Here is a 23,601-nt window from a genome sequence, read left to right on the forward strand (position 1 = left end):
AGTCTCTCCCGAGCGTCCAACCGTCTCTCCGGCCCGTCTCCGCCACCACCGTAGCGTCCCAGCAACCACCTCAGCAGCGCCGGTGAAGGGGTATTTACGGTTTGGGTCCGAGACCTGCAAGTGGAAAAAACATGAAACTCGATAAAAAACTGAAATTATTATTTATCCATTACTTATCAAAAACTTAGATCAAGACAAGTAATTCAGTCCTCATATCTTCGCCCCAACTACAAGCGATAGATCGCACCAAAACCTGCTTATTCACACATTTACCCACAGACTCGGCCCCGAGTCAGGCGGAGTCGACCTGCCGTAAGCGGATCAGAAAGGGCTGAATCGGCAGGCGCAGGGCCAACAAGCCCAGAATCGTCGTCAGATAGAGCAATGGTTCGATCTGAAAGCCTTTGGCCAGCATCACATAATGCAAAGCCCCCAGAATCGCGGCCACGTAGGTTAGACGATGCAGATTGCGCCAACGTGGACCGAGGCGGCGCACCGACCAGTTATTTGAGGTGATCGCAAGCGGCAGCATCAGAACAAATCCCGCCATCCCGACAGTGATATAGGGCCGTTTGATGATATCCGCCCAGATCTGGCTGGGGATTTGCACGTCCAGCACCAGCCAGACCAACAGATGCAGCGATACATAAGAAAACGTCAGGATACCGATCGCCCGGCGGAACTTCATCAGATTCAGCCCGACAAAGCGCCGCAAAGGCGAAATCGCCAGACCCAGAATCAGCAGCTGCAGCGCCAACTCGCCAAACTGATGCTCCAATGCCTCAATCGGTTCCACGCCGAGGCCTCCGGTCAGCCCCTGATAGAATAGCCACGGCGCAGGCAGAGCGCCCAGCATGTAAACGGCCCAGACAGGGACCCGGCGCAGGATGTCATTGAGGCGTTGCATGGTCTCAGTAGTATTTGGCCAAATCCATACCTTCGTAAAGGCTGGCGACCTCGTCCTCGTATCCGTTGAACATCAGGGTCGGTACGCGTTTGGCAAACAGGCCGCCCCCTACCTGCCGTTCCGACGCCTGAGACCAACGTGGGTGATCAACGTTCGGGTTCACGTTGCTGTAGAACCCGTACTCGCGCGGGCCCGCCATGTTCCAACTGGTGGGCGGCTGCGTGTCGGTCAAGGTGATGCGCACGATGGATTTGATCGATTTGAACCCGTATTTCCACGGCACCACCAACCGCAGCGGCGCACCGTTCTGGTTCGGGATCGTCCTGCCGTAAATGCCGGTGGCCATGATCGTCAGCGGGTGCATCGCCTCATCCAGACGCAGACCTTCACGATAGGGCCATTCAAGCACCGGGAAAGCAACCCCGGGCATTTCATCTGGGCGATAAGCCGTCTCGAAGGCGACGTATTTCGCACCCTCCTGGACGCCCGCCATATTCAGCAGATCAGCCAGTTCGAACCCATCCCATGGTATGACCATCGACCACGCCTCGACGCAGCGAAAGCGATAGATGCGCTCTTCAATGGTCATCTCGGACATGATGTCGTTAAAGTCATACTCTCCGGGGTTGTCGACCAGACCGTCGATGGTGACGCTCCAGGGCTCGGTCACCAGTGTGTGCGCGTACTTCGCCGGATCATCCTTACGGGTGCCGAATTCATAATAATTGTTATATGATGTGATCTCTTCCCACGTATTCGGCTCCAGCGTTTCCGCCGCTGCACCGGGTCGCGCCATCCCAGCCAGCCCGACACCTGCCAGCCCGGCCATCACTTGCCGCCGGTTCAGAAACGCCGCCCTTGGCGTGACGTCGGCATGTGTCAATGTGTTGGTCCAGCGGTGCGCCATGTAAGTCTCCGTAAACAGTCTGCCTCGGGGTAGAGGTAGTCCGCTCATAGCACAGAGCCAGGGAAACCGGCGTAACGATTGAGCGAAGAGACTGTAACGAAACGGGTGCGGCTTTCGCCCCTTGCAAGAGGAGACCATTGCTTGGCCTTCGCGAGGCTGCGGCCACACGCAATGGTTGCATCTCAAAGCACGGGTGCGGTCCCGTTCACCAATCGCTGCGCATCATCGTAGATTTCGTTGACAATGTCAGCCGCAGTCATAACGCGACGCACCTGCGCGACCCCCTGCCCGGCCCAAAGCGACATGGCCTCGATGTCGCCCGTAGTGCCGGTCAGCGGGGTGTAGCTTTGATAGCGCAGCACATCTTCTCCGGTCGGGCGGTGTCCGATAACCTGTCGCTCGTCAGGGCGTGTGCCGGTTTCAGGGCGACCCGCCTGCCGCCACCTGTCAGAGGTCGTGTTGGCCAGAGCGCGATGCGGCGCATCCGGCCAGCCGCCGTCATAGAGATCATGGTACCATTCGGTCTGGGCCTCGGAGGCCTGCAATATCCGGTCGAGATAGGTTTGATGGACCGTTGCCTCGCGGCTTGCCAGAAACCGCGTCCCGATCCAGACACCGGACGCGCCCAGCATCATCGCCGCCGCCATGCCTCGGCCATCGGCAATACCGCCAGCGGCGATCACCGGGACCTGCACCGCATCGGCAACGGCAGGGATCAGGGCCATCGTTGACACCTGCCCCCATACATGGCCTCCGGCCTCCCAACCCTGTGCCACAATCACATCGGCGCCCGCATCGGCGGCCACTTTGGCCTCTTCGGCGCTGCCAATGCTTGCCAGCACAACCAAACCGCCGGCTTTGGCAGTTTCGATCGCCGCAACGTCCATACCCCAGAACAACGAGACCGCATGGACCTGCCGGTCAATACAGGCCCGCAACTGGTCCTCATAGGGAAACGAGAGGTTCAGGTTGACCGCAAAATTGCGGTCCGTCAGCGCGCGGATTTGATCAATCCCGATGTGCACCTGATCGACCGGCCTGCCCCAAAGCGGGATTACGCCATATCCTCCCGCGTTCGAGACCGCCGCCACCAGCTCAGGCCCCGCCGCGCCTGCCATCGGGGCCGATAGAATGGGTTTTTCAGCATTCAGGATGTGGCGCAGCTTTGCGTTCAACAGTCTTCTCCCCAAGATCAGAGATGAGCATTGGCGGCAGGGAAACGCGCGTCAAGCTTATCTTCGGGCTCGCGTCACCAAAATCTGGGCAAGTCAGGAACTGCAGGCAAAAGAAAACCCCGCTCTGTGGGCGGGGTCTTCCGAGTATCACGTTTTAGTGTACCACAGCATCATCCGGACGTGGTCGGTCCGAGGTGCCCAGCCTGTCGCCGATGATCAGGCCATCTGGCCCGGCGGTCACGGGCACTGTCTCGCCGTCCCTAATCTCACCGGCAAGCAAGGCTTCGGCCAGCGGGTTCTGCAAGGCGCGCTGGATCACACGCTTGAGCGGGCGGGCACCGAAGACCGGGTCATAGCCTTCGTTCGCCAGCCATTCCTTGGCGCCATCGTCCAGCGCCAGCTCGATCTTGCGGGCGGCCAGACGTTTCTGCAGGCGTGCCATCTGGATATCGACGATCCCATCCATATCAGCCCTCTTGAGCCGGTCAAAGATGATGGTCTCGTCCAGACGGTTCAGGAACTCAGGCCGGAAATGTGCCCGGACCGCGTCCATCACATCCCGTCGCGCCTGTGCGCTGTCGGCCCCTTCGGGCAGTTGGCTTAGCGCCTGCGAGCCAAGATTCGACGTCAGGATGATCAGCGTCTGCTTGAAATCCACGGTGCGGCCCTGACCATCGGTCAGCACGCCATCGTCCAGAACCTGCAGCAGCACGTTGAACACGTCCGGGTGCGCCTTTTCAACCTCGTCAAACAGCACGACCTGATAGGGTCTGCGCCGCACCGCTTCGGTCAGCACACCGCCTTCGTCATAACCGACATAGCCCGGAGGGGCGCCGATCAGACGGGCAACCGCGTGTTTCTCCATGAACTCGGACATATCGATACGCACCATCGCGTTGTCGTCGTCGAACAGGAAGTTCGCCACAGCCTTGGTGAGCTCAGTTTTCCCGACGCCTGTCGGCCCGAGGAACAGGAAGCTGCCCAGCGGGCGGTTCTCGTCATTCAGGCCCGCGCGCGCACGGCGCACGGCGTTGGCAACGGCGGTCACCGCCGCATCCTGTCCGATCACGCGGGAATGCAGATCGTCTTCCATCCGCAGCAGTTTCTCACGCTCGCCTTCCAGCATTTTCGAGGTCGGGATACCCGTCCAGCGTTCGACCACCGAAGCGATCTGTTCCGGACGCACCGTTTCCTCGGCCATCATGGCGTTACTTTCGGCGTTTTCGGCCTCAGTCAGCTTTTTCTCAAGCTCGGGGATGACGCCATAGGACAGCTCGCCGGCTTTCGCCAGATTGCCCTCACGCTTGGCGATCTCCAGATCGGCACGCGCTTTGTCGAGCTGTTCTTTCAGATCACGCGCGCCCGCAAGCTTGTCACGTTCGGCCTGCCATTGGGCGGTCATCTCGGCGGATTGCTCCTGCAGGTCGGCCAGATCCTTTTGCAAGGTGTCCAGACGATCTTTCGATGCCGCATCATCTTCCAGCTTCAGCGCCTCTTCCTCGATCTGCATTTGCAGAATCTGGCGATCCAACTGATCGAGTTCCTCGGGCTTGGAATCCACCTCCATCCGCAGACGCGAAGCCGCCTCATCGACTAGGTCGATGGCTTTGTCGGGCAGGAACCGGTCGGTGATATAGCGATGCGACAAGGTCGCCGCCGAAACCAGTGCAGAATCCGAGATGCGAACGCCGTGGTGCAGCTCGTACTTTTCTTTAATGCCGCGCAGGATGCTGATCGTGTCCTCGACGGTTGGCTCGGCCACGACAACGGGCTGGAACCGGCGCGCAAGGGCTGCGTCTTTTTCGACGTATTTACGGTACTCATCCAGCGTGGTCGCGCCGATACAATGCAGCTCACCCCGGGCAAGCGCGGGCTTGATCAGGTTGGCGGCATCCATCGCGCCGTCGGACTTACCGGCGCCGACCAGCGTGTGCATCTCATCGATGAACAGGATGATCTCACCGGCGGCCTCGGTCACTTCGGTCAGAACAGCCTTCAGGCGTTCTTCGAACTCACCGCGGTATTTCGCGCCAGCGATCAGCGCGCCCATGTCGAGCGCCAACAGCTTTTTGTCCTTCAGCGATTCAGGCACGTCGCCGTTCACGATGCGCAGGGCCATGCCCTCGGCAATCGCGGTTTTACCGACGCCGGGTTCCCCGATCAGAACCGGGTTGTTCTTGGTACGGCGTGACAGAACCTGCATCGAGCGGCGGATTTCCTCGTCGCGCCCGATGATCGGGTCGATCTTACCCTCAGCCGCAGCCTCGGTCAGGTCGCGCGCGTATTTCTTGAGCGCGTCATAGCCTTCCTCTGCCGACGCGGTGTCAGCGGTGCGGCCCTTGCGGATATCGTTGATCGCCTCGTTCAGTTTCTGGGCGGATACGGCCCCGGCCTCCAAAGCGTCCTTGGCTTTGGATTTCACCATGCACAGCGCCATCAGCACCCGTTCGACCGGCACAAAGCTATCGCCCGCCTTGGTGGCGATCTTCTCGGCTTCGTCCAGAACCTTGGCGGTCTGGCCGTCCATGTAAATCTGGCTCGCGTCACCGCTGACCTTGGGGATCTTGCCCATCGCGGCATCCAGCGCCTCAACCACGCGGTTCGGCGCGCCGCCTGCGCGGGTGATCAGGTTGCTGGCCAGCCCCTGATCGTCATCCATCAATGCCTTGAGTATATGTGTGGGCTCCAATCTTTGGTGCCCTTCGCGCAGCGCAATGGTCTGCGCCGCCTGCACGAAGCCTCGTGCCCGCTCGGTGAACTTGTTCAAGTCCATATTATTCTCCTTTTCCAAGCGCCCTGAATTTGATGCGCCCGCTTGGCGGCACGCGTCGGTCTGGGCCTCACATTCAATCTGGGTAATATCGACGTGTATTCAAGAGTGTTTTGTCACAATTACGCAGTCAAAATTCCGCGCTTGCAAAACCCTAGCCGTTTGTCACAAAACAATGATAAGAACTCGGCTTCTAAAGCGGCACCCACTGATCTTGTTGACTGAACTCCGCACCTGTTTGACACAACAATGGTCGCCCACAATTGGCGATCCCAGCCTGATCGGATGGCTCACCGTTGCGGCCTATGCGATCGCCGCACTCTTGTGTCTAAGAGCCCTACGTTCTTCAGGTGCCCGCTGGTTCTGGCTGATCCTGTCGCTGCTGTTGTTTGCGCTCATGATCAATAAACAACTTGATCTGCAATCAGCCCTGACCGCAACAGCACGATGTCTGTCGCAGCTTCAGGGCTGGTACGACGATCGCCGCTCGGTCCAGATCGGCTTTATTATTGTCGTATTGTTCAGCGGGGCCTGGGCCGCACTTGTCAGCCTGTGGCTGCTTCGCAAGCATCTGCGCGAAGTGGGTATAGCGCTGATCGGGTTCATCATTCTGATCTGCTTCGTTCTCATTCGCGCAGCGGGGTTCCACAATTTCGACGCTCTGATCAGCGCCGAAATTCTATCGATCCGCATCAACTGGTTGCTGGAGCTGTCGGGCATCACCCTGATCGCGCTGAATGCCGCATGGGTTGCCCGGCGAACTTAGCCGCGCGGTATGGAATAGACGGAATAACCTCCGGTCTCAGCCATTTTCCGGGCGTCATACATCTCGACCAGCGATTGCTCGGCGCTGCTGCCGGTGGGGCACGAGACGAGATCGGCGGTGTGATCCAGGAAGTCGATGGTAAAGGCGCTTTCGCCGGTCAGCTGGCACCAGTCATCCTCGGACCGGTAACCGCCCGACAGCGGCAGGTTGTCATTGGTCGGGGCCGGGGCGGCGCTTGTTTCCGGCGGATCGCTTTCGGGGGCATCGTCGCAGGCGGCCAGCATCAGGGCTGCGCCGATCACAAATATCTTCTTCATCACTGTGTCCCTTGTTTTGAATGCTGCCAACATAACATAGCGGCGGAAATTATGCGTGACCTGCGTCACCCAGATGGACAGAGCACGCGGAACCCGTTAGGACGCAGACGTTTGCCAAAAAGGAGCCCGCCCATGTCCGATGATCGCCTGATCGTAGCCCTTGATGTTCCCAACGCCCTGCAGGGGCTGGCCATGGCCGAGCGGCTGGGGGATGCCGTATCCTTCTACAAGATCGGGCTGGGGATGCTGACGGGCGGCGGGCTGGCGCTGGCCAATGAGCTGAAGCAAGATCACGGCAAGCGCATCTTTCTGGACATGAAGCTGTTCGACATCGGCAACACGGTGGAAAACGCCGTGCGCGGGTTGGCGCAGTTCGATCTGGATTTCCTGACCGTGCATGGCGACCCGCATGTGGTGCGCGCGGCCAAGGAAGGGGCATCCGGCAAGGACCTGAGGATTCTGGCGGTGACCATCCTGACCTCGCTGAACCGTGACGATCTGGATGCCAGCCTGCTGAAAGCGGGCGACGTGCAGGAGCTGGTGGTCGAACGCGCAGCAAAGGCGTTCGAGGCCGGGGCCGATGGCGTCATCGCCAGCCCGCAAGAGGCCGCGCTGATCCGCGCCCTGCCTCAAGCCCAGGGCCGTTTGATCGTCACCCCCGGCGTGCGCCCGGCGGGCGCAGCCTTGGGCGATCAGAAACGCGTGGCAACCCCGGCCAGCGCCATTGGCGACGGCGCGGACCATATCGTCGTGGGCCGCCCAATCTATCAGGCAGACGATCCGAAAGCCGCAGCCGAGGCGGTTCTGAACGAGTTAAATTCCTTGACACGGCACTAACAGGCAGGGCGGAAGCAGGTGCAAACCACCGCAGCTCCGCCCTGCAAGCAGTTGACCTTAGGTCAGTTTCCGCTCGTTCTGCGCCAAATCGACCCTGTGCCCGAAAACACACATGAAACATTCGAGTTCCAGCAAGCAGCGCTTGCACCTATCGAAAACACCCAATTTGCGCGAGTCTCGGGGCAAGACACTCCCCAACGGGCCGTCTCTTCCTGAGGTCCGTTACCTTTCCCCCCGCCGATGCGGGGGGTTTTCTTGTCCAGAAACCAACCGCGCTTTTGCTCACCGACACACACTGGTATAAACATCGTCCCGACCAGAACCGAGTGGAGCGCGGAATACGGAATGCCCGGTCTTTGCCGAGATTGCCTGACCACCCTGACCGACGAGCGGCGGTGCCCGTCCTGCGGTAGCCCGCGCGTGAAACACCATCCTGAACTGTTTGACCTGACCATCGCGCATATGGATTGCGATGCATTCTACGCCTCGGTTGAAAAACGCGAAAACCCCGAGCTGGCCGATAAGCCTGTGATTATCGGCGGCGGCAAGCGCGGTGTGGTGTCCACCGCCTGTTATGTCGCGCGCATTCGCGGCGTGCGCTCGGCGATGCCAATGTTCAAGGCACTGGCTTTATGCCCCGATGCGGTGGTGATCAGGCCGCGTATGTCGCTGTATGCCAGCGTCTCGCGCGAGATCCGGGCGATGATGGATGAGCTGACGCCGGATGTGGAGCCCTTGTCGCTGGACGAGGCCTTCATGGACCTGTCGGGCACCCAGCGCCTGCACGGCGCGCCACCTGCGGTGATGCTGGCGCGGCTGGTCGAACGGATGAAGAATGAACTGGGGCTGACGGGCTCGATCGGGCTGAGTCATAACAAGTTTCTGGCCAAGGTAGCTTCGGACCTCGACAAGCCGCGCGGATTCTCGGTAATCGGCAAGGCCGAGACGGCGGAATTCCTGCACGACAAACCGGTGCGCCTGATTTGGGGCATCGGTCCGGCGGCGCAGGACACATTGGAACGGGCGGGCATTCGCACCTTCAGCGATCTGCTGCGCTGGGATCAAGAGGCGCTGACGGCGCGGTTCGGATCGATGGGGTACCGCCTGTGGCATCTCGCACGGGGGCAGGACAAACGCCGGGTCTCGGCCCATACGCCGATGAAGTCGATCAGCAACGAGACCACGTTTTTCGAAGATACCGCCAGCACCGATATTCTGGACGGGCACATCTGGCGCCTGTCCGAGAAGGTAGCCGATCGCGCCAAAGCCAGAGGGCTGGCCGGGCGTGTGGTGACGCTGAAGCTGAAGCGGGCCAATCACAAGATCATCACGCGCCGAGTATCCTTGCGGGATGCCACCCAGATCGCCGACCGGATTTACCGAACCGCCCGCAACCTGTTTGATCAGGTGGGCGATCAAGGGCCCTATCGACTGCTGGGCTGCGGCCTATCCGATCTATGCCCCGAGGATCAGGCGGATATCTCGGGCGATTTGCTTGACCCCGGTGCCGCGCAGCGGTCGCAAGCGGAACGCGCCACCGATGAAATCCGGCGGCGGTTCGGGACAGATGCCATCGTAAAGGGGCGCGCGTTGCGCTGATCTATTCAGCCGCCAGTTGCTGAGGTTCGGCCCCGATCGCCGCGATTTCCGCGGTCACCTGCCGAAGCAGATCCCGGAAGGCTTGGAAATTGCCGTTCGGCTGGATCGTCCCTTCATTCATATAGAGGGATCGGTCGATCTCGATCTGAATGGCGTGCTGATGGCGTGCAGGGCGCCCATAGCGTTGGGTGACATAGGCCCCGGCAAAGGGTGTATTGCGCACCACGTTCAAACCGGCCGAGGCGAAAGCTGCCTCGATCTGATCAACGATCACACCCGAGGCGGAGGCTCCGAATCGATCACCCAACACGATCTCGGGCCTAGAACTTCGGGCACCACTGGCCATGGCTACGGCCTCATGCGGCATCGAGTGGCAATCAATCAGAATCGCCTGCCCGAACGCCGCGTGCGATTCGCCCAGCAGTGACTTGAGACGCTGGTGATAGGGTCGCCAATAGGTGTCTATGCGCAGCCGCGCCTCGTCCATCGTCAGCTTGCCGTCATAGATCGCGCGCCCGTTCGCAACCACGCGGGGGATCACGCCCAGCCCGGACGCGACACGCGGGTTGTGCCCTTGCCGCCGCGCGCCTTGAATCAAGGCAGGGTCCAGCTCATCCGCGCTGCGGTTCAGGTCAAGATAGGCCCGTGGCATCGACGCCGCCAGCAACGGCGCGCCAAAGGCAGCGGCAGAATCGAACAGCTGGTCAACATAGGCATCTTCCGACGAGCGAATCGCATGCCGGTTCAGAACCGACCGCTGCAACAGAGACCCCGGATAGGTTCTGCCGCTGTGCGGAGAGGCAAATACCACGCAGGACGTGCGCTCGGCAGGCATATCCAATAGATAGGCAGCGTTGGATGCGGGTTTGGTCATGAGCTCTCCGTTATTCGCATTGAACATAGACCGGAAAATAGTTCTTCCAAACCCCTTGATCCCCCCAACGACTCCTTTTATAGACCCCGCTACCGGCGCGGGGTTCCGCGCCCCATTTCGTTATGGGGCAGGTCTTGCAACGGTTTCATGGGCGGTTAGCTCAGCGGTAGAGCACTTCGTTGACATCGAAGGGGTCACAAGTTCGATCCTTGTACCGCCCACCATGAATTCACTGTTCCGGACTTCCCGGGGCACCCGATTAACCCAGGCGCTGGCCACGTCTTTGATGAAGGCGCCGCAGATTGGAGACAGACCCATGAAGGTCAAGAACTCGCTCCGCTCGCTCAAGAACCGGCACCGTGATTGCCGGGTTGTGCGTCGCAAAGGCCGCGTCTACGTGATCAACAAGACGCAGCGCAAGTTCAAAGCACGCCAAGGCTGAGAACGGCACATTCCGAATAGAAAAACCGCGCTGACTCAGCGCGGTTTTTTTTGTTTTCGGCTGGTTCATGACCAGTCCCCGATCGCATCCCGATTTTCGAAACGTTCCCTTTCGCAGATACGCCCCGCCATCCACAGTGACAATTTGACCAACTAATTTTGTCGGAATTTCTTGCATCTTCCACGGAATCGTTTAATTGACCAAATCAGTCGGGTTATTGCCCGCAGCGTATTCTAATCTTGGGACACATCATGCTGAAATCCTCTACCTGTATCGCCGCCGCGCTGACGGCACTGATTGCGACTTCTGCAGCTGCCGAAGGTGAGCTGAACCTCTATTCCTCACGCCACTACGACACGGACGAACGTCTCTATTCCGACTTCGAAGAGGCCACCGGCATCACGATCAATCGCATTGAAGGCAAAGCTGACGAGCTGATCGCGCGCATGGGGGCCGAGGGCGCGAACTCTCCCGCTGACATTCTTCTGACCGTTGACACCTCGCGTCTGGCCCGTGCCAAGAATGCCGGCCTTCTGCAGGCCGTAGACAGCGCAACTCTGGAAGAGCGCATCCCGGCAAACCTGCAGGACGATGACAACCAGTGGTATGGCTTCTCGCAGCGCGCGCGGATTATCTTCTTCGATAAGGCCGAGGTGGCCAATCCGCCGACAACCTATCTGGATCTGGCTAAGCCCGAGTACAAAGGTCTGGTCTGCATCCGGTCGTCCAGCAACACCTATAACCAGACTCTGCTGGCCTCGATCATCACCAATCACGGGACCGAGGCCGCGAAGTCCTGGGCCGAAGGTGTCGTTGCCAACATGGCGCGTGACCCTCAGGGTGGTGACACCGATCAGCTGCGCGGCATCGTATCGGGCGAGTGCGAGATCGCCGTATCGAACTCTTACTACTTTGCGCGTGCGATCCGTAAGGATGTGAAAGGGCTCAGCGCCGACATCGATATGATAGGTGTGCAGTTCCCCGCACAGGATGCCGAGGGCGCGCATATGAACCTGTCGGGTGCAGGTGTGGCAGCGAACGCACCCAACAAGGACAACGCGGTCAAGTTCCTGGAATACCTGGCCAGCGATCAGGCGCAGGTTTATTTCTCAAACGGCAACGATGAATACCCCGCCGTAGAAGGCGCGGCGCTGGCCGAGAACGTGGCCGCGCTGGGTGAGTTCAAGGCCGACGAAGTGAACCTGTCCGAGGTTGCCAAGAACATCCCCGAAGCGCAGAAAATCTTTAACGAGGTTGGCTGGAAGTAAACTCCATCCCATTTGGACAATCGGAAGAGCGCGGCGCAAGCTGCGCTCTTTTTTTGTTTGCGTATGATTTTAATTTAACCAATAATCCCAAATATGATCATGATTCCCATATTTGCCCATGTTGGATGACCTTGCGCATCGTCTTGCCGCACGATTGAATGAGCTGCGGCAAGGTCGCGGCTGGTCGCTGGAGCAGCTGGCCGAACACAGCGGCATCAGCCGGGCGACCCTGTCGCGGATGGAAAAGGGCGAGGTCAGCCCGACGGCGGAAACGCTGGGCCGGTTATGTGCCGCCTATGGCCTGCCCATGTCGCGCCTGCTGATGATGGTCGAGGACAGTTTCGACCCCCGTGTACCCTTCGAACGCCAACCCGAATGGCGCGACCCCGAGACCGGTTTTACGCGCCGGTCGGTTTCGCCCCCGGCTTCTGGGCTGAGCGGCGAGGTGTTGGAGGGTCACCTGCCCCCCGGCACCGTGATCAGCTATGACACACCGCCCAAGCCGGGCCAGGAACATCATCTGATCCTGCTGGACGGCGGGCTGACGCTGACGGTGGATGGCACCGAACAAGTGCTGAGCGGCGGCGATTGCCTGCGCTATCACCTGTCAGGGCCCACCCGCTTCGAGACCGCACCCAACCGCGGCGCGCGGTATCTGTTGGTTCTGATATGATCACGCGCCTGAGCCCGACCTATTTTGAAGGCGCCCTGCCGGACCTGGCAAACATCCTGCACGCTTGCGTGCACACCGGGGCCAGCATCGGGTTCATCCTGCCGTTCTCGCAGGACGAAGCGCGCGCCTATTGGCAGGATCGCGTGTATCCAGACCTGCAATCTGAAACACTGGACCTGTTTGTCGCCTATGAGGCAGGGCGCATTCAAGGCACGGTGCAACTGATCCCCGCCGCCATGCCGAACCAACCCCATCGGGCGGATGTGGCCAAGCTGCTGGTCCATCCCGACGCCCGCCGTCGCGGGCTGGGCCGGGCCTTGATGACAACTCTGCAGGATCGCGCGGCTGAGCTGGGTAGAAGCACTTTGGTGCTGGATACGCGGAGCTCGGACCCATCGCGGCTGCTCTACCAATCGATGGGCTTTCAAATCGCCGGAGAAATCCCGAACTACTGCCGCAACCCGTTTGAGGATCGGCTGGAGCCCACCACCTACATGTACAAGGACCTGATCTAGCCGCCGGTTTTGCGCACATTGGCGGCAAAGCAATAACCAATTCCGTGAACGGTCTTGATAAAGGTCGGTGCAGCCGGATCGGGTTCAATCTTCTTGCGCAGGCGGGCAACGTGCACGTCGATGGTGCGGTCCCCAACGATGGTCTCGCGCCCGCGCGCCTTGTCCAGCAACTGATCGCGCGAGAACACCATATGCGGATTGGTGACAAAAGCTTGCAACACATCGAACTCTGTCGTGGTCAGGGCGGTGCTCTCCTCGGCGCCCTGCGCGATCAGGGTGCGCTCGTTTAGGTTCAGCACCCAGTCTCCGAAGGCGATCAGAGGCATCTCGGCCCCGTTGACCGGTTTGTCCTCGGGGCGGGCGCGGCGCAGAACGGTGCGGATACGGGCCAGAACCTCGCGCGCCTCGAAAGGTTTGGTGATGTAGTCATCTGCCCCGAATTCCAGCCCGACGACGCGGTCGAAGATCTCATCCCGACCGGACAGCACGATGATGGGAATGTTCGAACTGACCCTGAGTTCGCGCGTGATGTCGAACCCGTTGCGCCCGGGCAGGCCGATATCCAGCAGGATCAGATCAACCTCTTCCCGCGCAAGCACCGCATCCATGGCGGTGCCATCCGCCGCGCAAGAGACCTGACAGCCCTGCTTTTCCAGATAGCGCTGCAAGAAAGATGTGATCTGCGGATCGTCATCAACAACAAGGATATGTTCTTTGACCATACGGGCTTCCGAGCAGGCTGATTCAGCTGGCGCAAGAGTGTTGTAGCCGCAGGCGCTTTGACCTTGCAAGCGCTGGACAGAAAAGGTCATAGGGACAGCACCGCGTCAGAACCGGATAAAGTCCAGCGCCTCGCCGGCTGGCAGCGCCTGGGTCTCGGCGCGAATAACCGCCAGACCGTCCGCCTGCGCCAAGAGCGCAACCCGACCGCTATACGAAGCCGCCATCAGCCGTAGGCGCGGCGTGCCGTCGGGGGCGATCCCGTCGATGCGCACGGGGCGGTATTCCTGACGACCGGCACGACGCTCCAACGGCTCGGCCAGAACGGCGTGTTCCGGAGAGCGATCGGACCGGTGCAGACCGGCGCGGCGGGCCATCATTTGCGATCCGATGATCTGCCATGTGACATAGGCCGAAACCGGATTGCCGGGCAGGCCCACGTAAAGCGCATCGCCGCGACGGCCAAACATAATCGGTTTGCCGGGCTTCATGGCGACCTTCATCACATCGACCTCGCCGCCGATCTCGGCAAAGAGGCGTGGCATGTGATCTTCGTCGCCGACCGAGACGCCGCCGGTGGTGATGATCAGATCGGACGTCTCGCAAGCTTCGCGCAGGACCTGTTCCAGCAGCGCGGGCTTGTCCACAACGGGGCCACGGTCGGTCAGGTCGATCCACGGCTTGTCGAGCAGCGCCAGCAGCATATAGCGGTTCGAGTTGTAAATCTGACCCGGGCCGAGGTCTTCACCCGGCTGACGCAGTTCGCTGCCCGTCGAGAAGATGGTGACCTTGAGCTTGCGGTAGACTTTGACCTCTCCGTATCCCGACGAGGCCAGCGCGGCGGCTTCGCGCGCAGTGATCTCGCAACCACGCCGCAGGATGGGCGCACCGGCCTTCAGGTCTTCGCCCGCGCGGCGGATGTGCTGGCCGGGTTTGGGGCGGCGGCTAAAGCGGATGCGGTCCGGGGTCGCGTCACAGTCTTCCTGCATCAGCACCGCATCGAATTCGGGCGGCACCGGCGCGCCGGTGAAGATGCGCAGGGCGCTGCCTTGGGGCGCGTCATGTGCACCGCTATCTCCGGCGGCGATGCGCCCGGCGACGGGCAGTTCGAACAGCGGCCCCTCACCCAAATCGGCGGTTCGGAGCACATAGCCGTCCATCGCCGAATTATCAAAAGCGGGCATATCGACCTTGCTGGTGCAATCCTCGGCCAATACCCGACCGATGGCCTGCGTCAGCGGCAGCGTTTCGGTGTCCGTGAGGGGGTCAGCAACGGACAGCCCACGCCGCAGCGCGTCGTCAACGGTCAGGTACATATGGGCGTGGCGGTCGCAGGCGCATCCATCAGCCATTTTGGGCCTCCATATAGGCGAAGAGTTCTTCGAAACCGGCTTGCTCGGCCTCACCCAGCTTGGGCAGGTAGGCCTTGGCCTCTTCGAGGTTCGAGCTGGGGTCGCCAACGACCAGCAGCATCACCATGCCGTGGCGGCCATGCACACGGCAGCGGATGCCATAGACGCCCTCTTTCTCGAAGCTCACATCCATCTCGGGCTTGCCACGAATTTCAAAGCTGCGGGCACCAACGGGGATCATGCGGGTGATGGCGGTCACGGTATGCCGCCCGGTCGAGCCCTTGAAGCGCACGGTTGCCCCTGCGGGGACCTGCAGGAACCTGGGTTCGAACCGGAACGCATGGGCCGGGGTATCGGCGTTGAGGTCGATGATCTGATGCACCACCGCGACCTCGGGGATGTCGTCGGCCTGTGCGGCGGGGCCAAACGCGATGGCCCCCGCCAGGATCGCCGCAGTCAGTTTCAGCGATATGTTCATCGGTCCCTCCGGGGTTCACGCCGCCCGGGAGTCGGTCCCCAGCAGGTCGGCCAATGCACAGATCATCACCGGCCATTGCGCGCGGCGGCCTTCGTCGCGCAGTTCGGTCAGCAATTGGCGGCCAATGGACACCACCGCAGGCGCGCTGTCATTGACATAGGTCACAATCCGCTGCTCGGGGTTGGCCATCAGGAAGGGCACGATGGCCGCCCCCGCCTGATCGGGCGCGGTTTCCGACAAGAGCCGCATGGCCGCCTGCCGCACCGGGGCCGAGACATCATCCAACAGGCTGCGCGCCACGTCCGGGGTGCCGTCCCAGCGGGTCAGGATCTGCATTGCGTCGATGCGGAAGGCGGTATCTCCGGTTTTCACCATCGCCCGCAGCTTGCCGCGCAGGCTGTCCTGCGGCGGCAGATCGGCCTGTTGCAGCAGTTTCAGGGCCTGCAGCGAAAGGGACGAGTCGGTGTGCGACAGGCCCTTGGTAATCAGGTCCACCAGTTGATCCTGCTCCAGTTCCACACCGTTGCGGGTGACTGCGGCGGCCAGTGCCGAGAAGCCCTGTTGCGCGATCTCGGTCTCGGGGTCCTGCGCGATCTGGGCCAGCATGATCTGCATCCCCGGCACCTCACCCAGCAGACGGATGGCGGAGAGGCGGGTTTCCCACTCCAGCGCTTCGGCATTGTCGTCCAGCGCGACGCGGCGGCGTTTGGGGTGGCGGGTGGCCTTGGCCAGCAGCGCCTGTTCGCGGGGGGTCAGCGGTTGCACCTCATCCTCTTGCGCCTCCTGCGTCATTTCCGCCGCGATGGCGTCGTGACCGAGGATCGCGCCGAGGCTTGAGGTCGGGCCGTTCTCACCGCCTTCCGAGACATCCAGCCCGGCCTCTTCCAGCGCGGCGATGTCGGTTTGCGGGGTCTCTTCTTCCGGAGTTTCCTCGGCGGCCATGGGCATGGGGGCCAGCGCGAAGGACAGCAGCAATTCGCGGCCCTGTTGTTGGTTCACATGCGGGCGGTCCGTATCGGTGACGATCATCGCCAGAGATGCGATGGCCTTCAGCCGCACCGACCGGAAGGGCGCGCGGCAGGCGCGTTGCAGCCATTCCGCCGCCTCGCGCAAGGGCGAGGTCGCCAGCGCGTCGACGATGGCCCATTGGATACGCTCGGCCTTGAGGTCGTCCGCATCGACCGAAAACAGCGCGTTCAGCCGGTCGGCCACAAGGTCCGGGGCCAGCGCCGCCAGCAGGCCCAGCGCTTGCGCGGACACCTCGGGCTGTTGACCGGTGGCGAGGAAATCCAGCACCTGCCAGCGCAGGTCCTCTTGGTCGGCAATAGGCGTGTCGCGGTCCAGCCGATCCAGCAGCGCCAGCTGCACCTTGGCACCAGGGTCGCGCATCATGCGGTCCAGCAGTTCGGGTTCGGAGAAGCCGGACTGGTTCAGCGCCGCGATGCGAATATCTTCGACCGCATCCGTCAGCGCCTGTTCGACCAGCGCGGGATCGCCGGGCATCAGGGCCTCATAGGCGATCAGGCGCACGGCGCCGTCCTTGTCGGCGATGGCCTTGCGTAGGATCGCTTCGGCTTCGGCCCCGCCGATGGTGGCCAGCGTGCGCAAGGCGCGGTGGCGCAGGCGGCGGTTTTGGGATTGGGCGAACACGCCCAGCGTCGGCACAGCGGGCTGGCCGATCCGGCCCAGCGCCTCGCACGCCACATCGCCCAGCTCTTGCCCGTCTTCGTCCATCAGCGCCATGACGATGGGCTCAATGGCGGCAGCGTCGCCCATGCGACCCAGCGCCTTGATGGCTGCGATCTGGGTGTCCAGCCAGTCGTCCCATTCGTCTTGATGCAGCTCGTCCTCGTCCCACGTGATGTCCTCGCCGCGTCCAGTCACAAGGGTGCGCAGGTAGGGTGCGGCATCTTCGGACTTCAATTCGGCCAGAGCGGTCACGCAGGCCAGCTTCACCTCGCCGCAAGGATCGTGGATCAGGTTTTCCAGCAGTTGCGGTGCTGCGTCCTGAACGCCCAGCGCGCCCAGCGCCTGCGCCGCGTCCTGGCGCACGTCTTCGTCATCGTCCAGCAGCGCCTCGACCAGTGCGGGGCTGTTGGCGGCACCAATGGCGGTCAGGGCCTGAATGGCGCGCAGGCGGATCACGTCATAGTCGGATTTTGCGTAGTCCGAGAACAGGCTGATGGCCTCATCTCGCAGGGCGGTATCGGAATGCATGTTCATATCGGGTCTGCCATGTTTTGCGTTGGGAGAGGTTGGGTGAAAGTGGAAGGCAGGTTTCCCAACCGAAGCCTGCCTTCCATGTGGTCCCTTCTGCAGTGGGACCAGACCCGGGGGGCGGCATGGCGACCGCCCCCCGGAAAGACATCAGGCGATGTCGCGCGGTGCGAAGGACATCGTGCGGAACGAGGTCTTGTAGGGGCTCGGCCCCAGTTTCCGCAGCTTGGCAACGCCCATCTTGTAGTTGTAGTTGCCGCTGATCCAGTCGACGATCCGGCCCTCAAGCGCGTTTGCGGGCTGCTGCATGTGCAGGAAGTCCATGTAAACAACGCTTTTCTTGATGGCGGGCGTGACCATGGCCACGGCGGTGATCGCCGCTTTGGTCAGTTCGATATGCCCGTTCTCCATCAGTTTCGAGAACTGGAAGTCGTCGCCTTCCACACCCAGCAGCGTGGTCTTGTTGCCCGGAACACGTTCCGAATAGACCATCACATAGTCGCCGCTTTCGATGCCACGTTCAGCCGCATCATCGGGGTGAATCTCAACCCAGTTTTCCGGCCAGCGCTGCACGATATACGGGCGGCGACGGTCGTCAAAGCCGGACTGCCAGCGTTCGTTGATCCGACCGGAGGTCGCCCACAACTCGCCTTCTTCCTTGTTGGGTTTCAGCCATTCCCAATAGTCCGAGAACAGGTTCCACGGCGATTTCTGGATGTTGCACTTGCCGGTCTGACTGTTGAAATGCGTCAGCTTCTTGTTGAACACATCCGCACCAGCCGCACCGGTCTCGGGCAGTTCGCGGGTTGTGTCGTGCAGACGCTTGGTTTCAATCAGCGTGACGCCATCGGCATCCAGCATGACCGGGCATTGCACACCGTCGGTGCCGAACTCACGGACCTTCTGGTGCAGGGTCTTGCCCTCTTTCTTGGCCAGACGGTGCACCGCGTGGAAGTCCTTGCGCGACCCGCGGGTAAAGCGCACGGCCTCTTCCGCGACTTCGTTCGAGTTCTGCCAGTCGAACCCGTCAAAGCCCATCCGCTGTGCCAGTTGCGCAATGATCCACCAGTCGGGCTTCGCCGCACCGGGGGCATCATAGAACTTCTGGTACAGCCGCAGACGGCGTTCGCCGTTGGCGCGCAGGAAGTCTTCTTCGCCCCAGGTTGCTGCGGGGAACACGATGTCGGCGTAGCGGTTGCCGATCGGGTCCTGCAAATAGATGTCCTGGTTGATCACCACCATACCGCCGCTGTCGGCACGGGCCTTCAGCGTGTCGATCATCTCTTGCTTATCGAAGCTGGCGATCTGGTGCGGGTTGCGGACGGTCAGTTCCTCGAACTTGTCGGCCAGTTGCTGCGAACCACACATGGATTGGATCCATGTGGTGCCGATCACATGGGCCATACGGGTATGACCTGCGATCAGATACCGGTCGGTATCCATAGCGCGGCGACGGCGACCGGGCAGTTTCTCGGGCGATTTGTTGCGCGGGTATTTCCCGCCCTTCACGCCGCCCCGCTGGTGACCACCGGCCCGGCCAATGACCTGACCCGGACGACCGCCACAGCCACAGATGATACCCAGAGCCGAGATCGCCTGCGTGTTGCCGGTGTTGTTGGACCAGTAGAACCCTTTCTCGATCATGACCGAGGTTTTGGGTCGCGTGCCATCCGCCTTGGGTTTGGCCAGCCATTCGGCGGCAGTATAGATTTTCTGCACGTCGATTTCGGCCATGGCGGCAGCATTTTCAGGCGAGAACTCGTCTTGCGACAGCAGCCACTCTTTCCAGTCCTCAAACCCTGCGGTCTGGAACTTGCCCCAAGTCGTCCGCCACTGCCATGGCGTGTTGCGGGTGCCCTGACCAAAGCCGGACGAGCTCTCCCACTTGTTATTGACCCATTTCTTGATCCAGTCGCTGTCTTCCCAGCCATTTTCCACGATGACGCGGGCGATGGCGTTGACGACCAGCAGGTCGGTACCGGGCAGAACGTCGATATGCAGACCGCCCATTTTCTCAGCATGGGCCACACCGGCAGACCGGCGCGGGATCAGATAGATTTCCTTCTGACCGTTCTGCATCCCCTTCATCATCCACTGGGTATAGAGGATGGTCTTGGTCTCGTACGGGTCGGTGCCGCAGACCAGAAGGGTTTCCGCATCCCGCCAGTCTTCATACGACGGGCCGAAGTTGTCGAAACCCGCGTCCCGGAAACCGGGGGTTGAGGTCACGTCGGACGGCGTGTCGTGGAAGGTGAAGTTCGCGGTGTTGATATGACGCAGCGCGTATTTCGAGATCGCATAGGTGTTCTCGATGTACTGATAGCTGAAGGTTTTCACACCATAAGCATTGGTGCCGTGTTTGGCGATGACGTGGTTGCCCACCTCAGCCGCCACATCCAGCGCCAGATCCCACGGTACCGGCATCAGCGTGCCATAGATCCGCATCAGCGGTGTCTTCAGACGGTCACGAGTCGGTGTCTGCGGGTTATAGCATTTCTGCGCGATACACCCGCCCCGCAAGGAGCTGTCGCCGTCGGTGTTGACGTATTGCGTGTCCTTGTCAGGGATGATGACGACGTGGTGCGGCTGACCTTTGTGCAGAACGATGTTGTGCTGGTTCGGCGCGACCCATGCACCCAGCGGTGCAACGGGAAAATCCTCGCCAAAGGCGTTTTCGTCCGCAGTTGGGCCACCGGGTTTGGCCGTCACGGGCCAGCGGTAGACTTTGTAACCACAGGCCACGATGCAGTAGTCGCAGGCGGTCGAGATGACCTCGGCCCCTTTGGGCGGCAGCGGGACGTTGGTTTCGGGTACGTAATACGGGGTTGCCATGATTCCGTTTCCCTTATGCAATGAGGTTGTCGTAACGGCCGTAGATCAGGCCGAACATGCCAACGGCGTAGATATCGTCACCGTCCAGTTCCAAAAGGACCTGCGGCAGCGACTGATAGGCTTGCCCCGAGACGAGGATGCCGTGCCGTGTCACGTCATAGGTGGACAGGTGCAGCGGGCACGGGCCCAGCACCTTATGTTCAGGCTTGTAGCTGTCATACATCGACCCGCCCTGGTGGGTGCAGGTGAGGTTGAAGGCCACAACGTCCTTTTGCGGACCAATGCCGCCGCCGCTTTCCACGCCGGTCTTGACCAGGATCGAGTCCGAATAATCGCCCTCATCGGGGTAGTAGAACTCGACCGGGACATCCTGTTCCAGTTCGGACAGTTTGCCGATCAGCTTGCGCGGATAGGTCGATACAAGTGCGGGCACCTGTTCAGCCTGACCGTGACGTGTGGGCATGGCCACCATCACGGCAAAGGTTGTTGCGCCCGAGGCGAACAGGAACTGGCGGCGGTTCACGGTGCAGGCCTTTTTGGCCTCACCCGAACAGCTGCATCCGGTTGCGTTATGATCTTTCATGACGCTTACTCCTCTGCTGCCGCCGGAAGCGGCTGGTAATCCGGCAGATCAGGTTCTTCGACCAAGATCTCGTCTCCGGACAGGGATTTCAGGAAGGCCACCAGATCCGCTTTTTCCTGATCGTTCAGGCCAAGCGGCTGGATCAGATCGGATTTGGTTGCTGCGAATTCATTCTCGCCGCCGCCCTGGTTGTAGAACTCGACCACATCCTCGAGCGTCTCCAACATGCCGTTATGCATGTAGGGTTCGGTATAGAGGGTGTAGCGCAACGAAGGCGTGCGGAACTTGCCCAGATCAGCCTTTTCCTTGGTGCGGAAATAGAAGCCGGGGTCGTCCTTGGTGTGGCGATAGAAATCCTCGGTCGAGCCTTTTGAATAAAGCTCATACCGGAAGGTGATCTGCGCCAGACCGTCATCTTCCCAGCCGCTATAGGGCGGAACGCCGGTGTTGTAGTATTTCTCATCCGACAACAGCGCACCGTTGTGGCATTCGGAACATTGGGCCTTGCCGGTGAACAGCTCCAGCCCGCGTTTCTGTTCGTCGGTCAGCGCCGCATCATCCCCGCGCAGGTAGTTGTCGAAGGGCGTGTCGGTCTGAACGATGGTGCGTTCAAACGCGGCGATGGCCCGCCATGCGTTGCCGATGCGCGGCCACTGATCGCCGAAGACATCGTTAAAGCGTTCGACATATTCGGGGACAAAGGCCAGACGGGCCTCCATCATGTCGGCCTCGCCATTACCGGCAACCGCACCACCAGCGGCAGATTTGGCCTGGCTTTCAAGGCTTTTACTTGAACCCGCCCAGAACAGTTTTCCGTAATAGGCCGAGTTCACGATGGTCTGACTGTTGCGCCAGTGGGTCGTGCCGGGATAGCCGAACGAAATCGGTGCCTCGACGTCCCAGCCCACATCGGGCAGGTGACAGGCCGAACAGGGCGTTGTCTCATTCCCGCCCAGACGCGGATCGAAGAACAGCATTTTGCCCAGTTCGATCTTGGCCTCGGTCTGCGGGTTGTCCAGCGGAATTGGAGGCTCGCCCAGCGCCACCAGCGGCGCATCGGGGTCAGGGTCTGCCCCGCCGATACCGGCCTCAATCTCCATACTGTCCGCAGCAAACGCTTGCGAACCGATGGCGGCAAACAAGGCAGCGGTGGCGATTGTGCCTGAAAGGTAAGACTTAAGGTCTTTCATGGGTCCACTCCTCAGTTTGTCGTTTCGCGCCAGTTTTCGATCGGCGCATAATCCGTATCGATGTCCTCGGCGACGAAGTCAGGACCGGTCAGCGGCGCGCCGGACAGAGCCTTAAGGAAGGCCACCAGCTGTGCTTGTTCGGTCTCGTTGAGGCCAAGCGGCTTGATGCGCGGATCCTTGTTCTCATCATCACCGCCACCGGCGTTGTAGAAGGCCACCACGTCTTCGAGCGTTTCCATCGTGCCGTTGTGCATATACGGAGCGGTATAGGTCAGCTCACGCAGTGTGGGGGTCATGAAGGTGCCGAAAGTGTCGGCGGTGTGGGTGCGGATATAGGCACCGGGATCGGCACGCAGGTTCATGTAATTCTCGACGCCGAGGAATTTCATCATCGTCACGAAGGTGATGTGACGTGTCGGGTCCGCCCAGATGTCGGGATTGTCGCCAACGCCGATATTGTGCGGCAGGTCATCCGTGAACCGCTCGCCCGAGTGGCACGAATTACAGCCGCTGGCGTTGAACAGCTCATAGCCTGCCTTCGCCTCGTCCGACATCTCGCCTGAATCAAACGGTGCGCCGCGCGAGATCAGGGTTTTCAGATATTCCGGGATCGCGTTGCGGACACCACCGTTCGAAGGCTCGCCAAATCCGGCGGCTTCGAACATCTCGACATAGATCGGGTCCTGCTTGATGCGTTCCTGCATCAGACGCATGTCCATGTTCATCAGATAGGTCTCGGTGATGCTTTCGCGGGTCACGTCGTTGAGGTTGGTGCCTATGCGCCCGTCATGGAACCACGCGGCGCGCTTGGCGCTGTTGATCAGCGTCGGCACGTTGCGGAAATGCAGGTTGCCGGTATAGGCATCCGACAGGGCCTGCCCGTCGGTGAACCCGTTTTCCGGCTGGTGGCAACTGGCACAGGCCAGCGCGCCGTCGCCCGACAGGCGCGGATCAAAGAAAAGTCGTTTGCCAAGTGCCGCCTTGGCAGGATCGAACTCAATGGCTTCTACCGGGCCCGGCTCATCCGCCTGGGCCTGGTGAACCGGGAACGCGACGCCCATCGTCAGCAGCGAAACTGTCGAAAGCGCCGAGAACCATGTTCTGGCTTTGGTCATCATCTAAAAGCCCCTTTTTCGCTATTCCGATCACTCGGTTTGGACGAGGATCGGCTAAGCGAAA

21 protein-coding genes and 1 tRNA gene are annotated in these 23,601 nt (G+C 60.9%); 8 read left to right on the forward strand and 14 right to left on the reverse strand.

Annotation, left to right across the window (positions count from 1 at the left end; all coding sequences use genetic code 11):
- Nucleotides 1–292: 292 nt before the first annotated feature.
- The 4 genes from msrQ to clpB form a co-directional block, all read right to left on the reverse strand.
- Nucleotides 293–907 (reverse strand): protein-methionine-sulfoxide reductase heme-binding subunit MsrQ, encoded by a 615-nt coding sequence (msrQ, locus tag ACR0KM_RS19375; RefSeq protein WP_480825142.1) that lies wholly within the window; start codon nucleotides 905–907, stop codon nucleotides 293–295.
- 4 nt (nucleotides 908–911) lie between these two features.
- The gene (gene msrP / locus ACR0KM_RS19380) at nucleotides 912–1,814 is read right to left on the reverse strand and encodes a protein-methionine-sulfoxide reductase catalytic subunit MsrP (RefSeq protein WP_480861340.1); all 903 of its coding nucleotides are present in this window, start codon (nucleotides 1,812–1,814) and stop codon (nucleotides 912–914) included.
- Between the two features lie 182 nt (nucleotides 1,815–1,996).
- Nucleotides 1,997–2,989 carry an NAD(P)H-dependent flavin oxidoreductase gene (locus ACR0KM_RS19385; protein ID WP_480861339.1) on the reverse strand — a complete coding sequence of 331 codons (993 nt, stop codon included), beginning with the start codon at nucleotides 2,987–2,989 and terminating at the stop codon, nucleotides 1,997–1,999.
- Between the two features lie 154 nt (nucleotides 2,990–3,143).
- Nucleotides 3,144–5,762 carry an ATP-dependent chaperone ClpB gene (gene clpB, locus ACR0KM_RS19390; protein ID WP_480861338.1) on the reverse strand — a complete coding sequence of 873 codons (2,619 nt, stop codon included), beginning with the start codon at nucleotides 5,760–5,762 and terminating at the stop codon, nucleotides 3,144–3,146.
- Between the two features lie 235 nt (nucleotides 5,763–5,997).
- Between clpB and ACR0KM_RS19395 the strand changes: the two genes are divergently transcribed.
- Nucleotides 5,998–6,525 (forward strand): isopropylmalate isomerase, encoded by a 528-nt coding sequence (locus ACR0KM_RS19395; protein ID WP_480861337.1) that lies wholly within the window; start codon nucleotides 5,998–6,000, stop codon nucleotides 6,523–6,525.
- On the opposite strand, the gene ACR0KM_RS19400 is transcribed toward ACR0KM_RS19395, so the two are convergent.
- Entirely contained in the window at nucleotides 6,522–6,842 is a 321-nt protein-coding gene (locus ACR0KM_RS19400) for a hypothetical protein (protein ID WP_480861336.1), read from the reverse strand. The two genes, ACR0KM_RS19395 and ACR0KM_RS19400, sit on opposite strands and share 4 nt — an antisense overlap.
- 132 nt (nucleotides 6,843–6,974) lie before the next feature.
- Between ACR0KM_RS19400 and pyrF the strand changes: the two genes are divergently transcribed.
- Nucleotides 6,975–7,679 (forward strand): orotidine-5'-phosphate decarboxylase, encoded by a 705-nt coding sequence (gene pyrF, locus ACR0KM_RS19405; protein ID WP_480861335.1) that lies wholly within the window; start codon nucleotides 6,975–6,977, stop codon nucleotides 7,677–7,679.
- 345 nt (nucleotides 7,680–8,024) lie between these two features.
- Nucleotides 8,025–9,278: a DNA polymerase IV gene (locus ACR0KM_RS19410; RefSeq protein WP_480861334.1), complete on the forward strand. Its 1,254-nt coding sequence runs from the start codon at nucleotides 8,025–8,027 to the stop codon at nucleotides 9,276–9,278.
- Nucleotide 9,279: 1 nt separating this feature from the next.
- Here the strand turns inward: ACR0KM_RS19410 and ACR0KM_RS19415 are convergent, their stop codons facing one another.
- Nucleotides 9,280–10,152, reverse strand: a complete 873-nt coding sequence (locus ACR0KM_RS19415; RefSeq protein ID WP_480861333.1) for an N-formylglutamate amidohydrolase — start codon at nucleotides 10,150–10,152, stop codon at nucleotides 9,280–9,282.
- Nucleotides 10,153–10,301: 149 nt separating this feature from the next.
- Here ACR0KM_RS19415 and ACR0KM_RS19420 point away from each other — a divergent pair.
- The 5 genes from ACR0KM_RS19420 to ACR0KM_RS19440 all read left to right on the forward strand — a co-directional run bounded on the left by ACR0KM_RS19420 (nucleotide 10,302) and on the right by ACR0KM_RS19440 (nucleotide 13,050).
- Nucleotides 10,302–10,376 (forward strand) — tRNA-Val (locus ACR0KM_RS19420).
- A 92-nt stretch (nucleotides 10,377–10,468) separates the two neighbouring features.
- Complete coding sequence (gene ykgO / locus ACR0KM_RS19425) at nucleotides 10,469–10,594, forward strand: type B 50S ribosomal protein L36 (protein ID WP_005648635.1); 126 nt, start codon at nucleotides 10,469–10,471, stop codon at nucleotides 10,592–10,594.
- Between the two features lie 251 nt (nucleotides 10,595–10,845).
- Nucleotides 10,846–11,862: a Fe(3+) ABC transporter substrate-binding protein gene (locus tag ACR0KM_RS19430; RefSeq protein WP_480861332.1), complete on the forward strand. Its 1,017-nt coding sequence runs from the start codon at nucleotides 10,846–10,848 to the stop codon at nucleotides 11,860–11,862.
- Nucleotides 11,863–11,980: 118 nt separating this feature from the next.
- Entirely contained in the window at nucleotides 11,981–12,535 is a 555-nt protein-coding gene (locus ACR0KM_RS19435) for a helix-turn-helix domain-containing protein (RefSeq protein ID WP_480861331.1), read from the forward strand.
- Nucleotides 12,532–13,050 (forward strand): N-acetyltransferase family protein, encoded by a 519-nt coding sequence (locus tag ACR0KM_RS19440; protein ID WP_480861330.1) that lies wholly within the window; start codon nucleotides 12,532–12,534, stop codon nucleotides 13,048–13,050. The genes ACR0KM_RS19435 and ACR0KM_RS19440 overlap by 4 nt, the downstream gene beginning before the upstream one ends.
- Here the strand turns inward: ACR0KM_RS19440 and ACR0KM_RS19445 are convergent.
- From ACR0KM_RS19445 to ACR0KM_RS19480, 8 genes are all read right to left on the reverse strand, one after another.
- Nucleotides 13,047–13,772, reverse strand: a complete 726-nt coding sequence (locus ACR0KM_RS19445; RefSeq protein WP_480861329.1) for a response regulator — start codon at nucleotides 13,770–13,772, stop codon at nucleotides 13,047–13,049. The two genes, ACR0KM_RS19440 and ACR0KM_RS19445, sit on opposite strands and share 4 nt — an antisense overlap.
- Before the next feature lie 105 nt (nucleotides 13,773–13,877).
- Entirely contained in the window at nucleotides 13,878–15,122 is a 1,245-nt protein-coding gene (locus tag ACR0KM_RS19450; protein WP_480861328.1) for a molybdopterin molybdotransferase MoeA, read from the reverse strand.
- The gene (locus tag ACR0KM_RS19455; protein ID WP_480861327.1) at nucleotides 15,115–15,600 is read right to left on the reverse strand and encodes a plastocyanin/azurin family copper-binding protein; all 486 of its coding nucleotides are present in this window, start codon (nucleotides 15,598–15,600) and stop codon (nucleotides 15,115–15,117) included. The genes ACR0KM_RS19450 and ACR0KM_RS19455 overlap by 8 nt, the downstream gene beginning before the upstream one ends.
- 15 nt (nucleotides 15,601–15,615) lie before the next feature.
- Complete coding sequence (locus tag ACR0KM_RS19460) at nucleotides 15,616–17,823, reverse strand: HEAT repeat domain-containing protein (RefSeq protein WP_480861326.1); 2,208 nt, start codon at nucleotides 17,821–17,823, stop codon at nucleotides 15,616–15,618.
- Nucleotides 17,824–17,967: 144 nt separating this feature from the next.
- Nucleotides 17,968–20,649, reverse strand: a complete 2,682-nt coding sequence (locus tag ACR0KM_RS19465) for an arsenate reductase (azurin) large subunit (RefSeq protein WP_480861325.1) — start codon at nucleotides 20,647–20,649, stop codon at nucleotides 17,968–17,970.
- 13 nt (nucleotides 20,650–20,662) lie between these two features.
- Nucleotides 20,663–21,232, reverse strand: a complete 570-nt coding sequence (locus ACR0KM_RS19470) for an arsenate reductase (azurin) small subunit (protein WP_170724694.1) — start codon at nucleotides 21,230–21,232, stop codon at nucleotides 20,663–20,665.
- A 5-nt stretch (nucleotides 21,233–21,237) separates the two neighbouring features.
- Nucleotides 21,238–22,422, reverse strand: a complete 1,185-nt coding sequence (locus tag ACR0KM_RS19475; RefSeq protein ID WP_480861324.1) for a cytochrome-c peroxidase — start codon at nucleotides 22,420–22,422, stop codon at nucleotides 21,238–21,240.
- Nucleotides 22,423–22,433: 11 nt separating this feature from the next.
- A complete protein-coding gene (locus ACR0KM_RS19480; RefSeq protein WP_480861323.1) occupies nucleotides 22,434–23,540 on the reverse strand; it encodes a cytochrome-c peroxidase in 1,107 nt (368 codons plus the stop codon).
- Nucleotides 23,541–23,601 lie beyond the last annotated feature (61 nt).

The organism is Ruegeria sp. G10 (assembly GCF_056533645.1).

Excerpts from the sequence above, each read along its gene's own strand:
- ACR0KM_RS19400 (WP_480861336.1), bottom strand. The coding sequence starts at position 6,842 with ATGAAGAAGATATTTGTGATCGGCGCAGCCCTGATGCTGGCCGCCTGC.
- pyrF (WP_480861335.1), top strand. The coding sequence starts at position 6,975 with ATGTCCGATGATCGCCTGATCGTAGCCCTTGATGTTCCCAACGCCCTG.
- ACR0KM_RS19460 (WP_480861326.1), bottom strand. The coding sequence starts at position 17,823 with ATGAACATGCATTCCGATACCGCCCTGCGAGATGAGGCCATCAGCCTG.
- ACR0KM_RS19410 (WP_480861334.1), top strand. The coding sequence starts at position 8,025 with ATGCCCGGTCTTTGCCGAGATTGCCTGACCACCCTGACCGACGAGCGG.
- ACR0KM_RS19455 (WP_480861327.1), bottom strand. The coding sequence starts at position 15,600 with ATGAACATATCGCTGAAACTGACTGCGGCGATCCTGGCGGGGGCCATC.
- ACR0KM_RS19450 (WP_480861328.1), bottom strand. The coding sequence starts at position 15,122 with ATGGCTGATGGATGCGCCTGCGACCGCCACGCCCATATGTACCTGACC.
- ACR0KM_RS19475 (WP_480861324.1), bottom strand. The coding sequence starts at position 22,422 with ATGAAAGACCTTAAGTCTTACCTTTCAGGCACAATCGCCACCGCTGCC.
- ACR0KM_RS19470 (WP_170724694.1), bottom strand. The coding sequence starts at position 21,232 with ATGAAAGATCATAACGCAACCGGATGCAGCTGTTCGGGTGAGGCCAAA.
- msrP (WP_480861340.1), bottom strand. The coding sequence starts at position 1,814 with ATGGCGCACCGCTGGACCAACACATTGACACATGCCGACGTCACGCCA.
- ACR0KM_RS19435 (WP_480861331.1), top strand. The coding sequence starts at position 11,981 with ATGTTGGATGACCTTGCGCATCGTCTTGCCGCACGATTGAATGAGCTG.
- ACR0KM_RS19465 (WP_480861325.1), bottom strand. The coding sequence starts at position 20,649 with ATGGCAACCCCGTATTACGTACCCGAAACCAACGTCCCGCTGCCGCCC.
- ACR0KM_RS19430 (WP_480861332.1), top strand. The coding sequence starts at position 10,846 with ATGCTGAAATCCTCTACCTGTATCGCCGCCGCGCTGACGGCACTGATT.
- ACR0KM_RS19440 (WP_480861330.1), top strand. The coding sequence starts at position 12,532 with ATGATCACGCGCCTGAGCCCGACCTATTTTGAAGGCGCCCTGCCGGAC.
- ACR0KM_RS19415 (WP_480861333.1), bottom strand. The coding sequence starts at position 10,152 with ATGACCAAACCCGCATCCAACGCTGCCTATCTATTGGATATGCCTGCC.
- clpB (WP_480861338.1), bottom strand. The coding sequence starts at position 5,762 with ATGGACTTGAACAAGTTCACCGAGCGGGCACGAGGCTTCGTGCAGGCG.
- msrQ (WP_480825142.1), bottom strand. The coding sequence starts at position 907 with ATGCAACGCCTCAATGACATCCTGCGCCGGGTCCCTGTCTGGGCCGTT.
- ACR0KM_RS19480 (WP_480861323.1), bottom strand. The coding sequence starts at position 23,540 with ATGATGACCAAAGCCAGAACATGGTTCTCGGCGCTTTCGACAGTTTCG.
- ACR0KM_RS19445 (WP_480861329.1), bottom strand. The coding sequence starts at position 13,772 with ATGGTCAAAGAACATATCCTTGTTGTTGATGACGATCCGCAGATCACA.
- ykgO (WP_005648635.1), top strand. The coding sequence starts at position 10,469 with ATGAAGGTCAAGAACTCGCTCCGCTCGCTCAAGAACCGGCACCGTGAT.